General features: G+C 58.2%; 1 protein-coding gene and 1 pseudogene. Both read left to right on the forward strand.

Features of this window, described 5'->3' with window-relative positions:
- Positions 1-262: pseudogene (locus tag EOA24_RS39655) on the forward strand (ABC transporter ATP-binding protein); the annotation flags it as partial.
- Positions 255-892: ABC transporter ATP-binding protein (locus EOA24_RS39660; protein WP_133375026.1), on the forward strand; the 638-nt coding region annotated here is incomplete at its 3' end. The pseudogene EOA24_RS39655 and the gene EOA24_RS39660, both read left to right, overlap by 8 nt.

Below are 892 nucleotides of genomic sequence, written 5' to 3' on the forward strand. Positions count from 1 at the left end.
GATCATGCTTCTGGACGAGCCGCTGGCTGGGCTGAACGCGACGGAAAAAGCGGAAGTTGCAAACAGAATCGAGAAGCTCAGGGCCGACAACGTCTCCATTCTGCTGGTCGAGCATGACATGAGGTCGGTCATGCGTTTGTGCGACCGAATTACAGTGCTGAACTTCGGCCAAGTCATCGCAGAAGGCACACCGGCCGAAATCGGACGGCACCCGGACGTGATCAAGGCCTACTTGGGTCAGAAAAGGGTTCACGATGCTTGAGGCGCAAAACATCGTGGTCGAGTACGGCGGCGTGCGCGCGCTGGATGAGCTGAGCTTCTCGGCTCAGATTGGCGACGTCACCGCCATCGTGGGCAGCAACGGCGCTGGCAAGACCAGCCTAATGAACACCATCTGCGGCTTGATACAACCCGTTTCTGGTGAGATCCGGCTGAATGGGGAGCGGATCGATGGTCTTGCGCCGGATGAAATCGTGCGACGAGGCATCTCCTTGGTACCTGAGGGCCGAGAACTTTTTCCGCGTCTTTCGGTGCTTGAGAATCTGTTGCTTGGAGCGACGGTAAGACCGGACCCCGCTACGAGGCGAACGACGCTGGCGCGGATCTACGAACTGTTTCCAGTGCTAGCCAACCGACTGAATCAGAAGGCTGGCCAGTTGAGTGGCGGCGAGCAGCAAATGCTAGCGTTTGGCCGGGCGCTGATGTCGTTGCCCAAGTTGCTTCTGTTGGACGAGCCATCGATTGGCCTTGCGCCCATGGTCGAAGAGCAGCTCATCTCGGCGATAAGGGACTACTCGCTTGAAAACGGCATCGGCGTCTTAATTGTCGAGCAGAACGCGATGCTTGCGTTGGAATACGCCCAACACGCGTTCGTGGTCGAGCAGGGCAGGGT

This window comes from Mesorhizobium sp. M2A.F.Ca.ET.039.01.1.1 (assembly GCF_003998035.1).
Classification (GTDB): domain Bacteria; phylum Pseudomonadota; class Alphaproteobacteria; order Rhizobiales; family Rhizobiaceae; genus Mesorhizobium.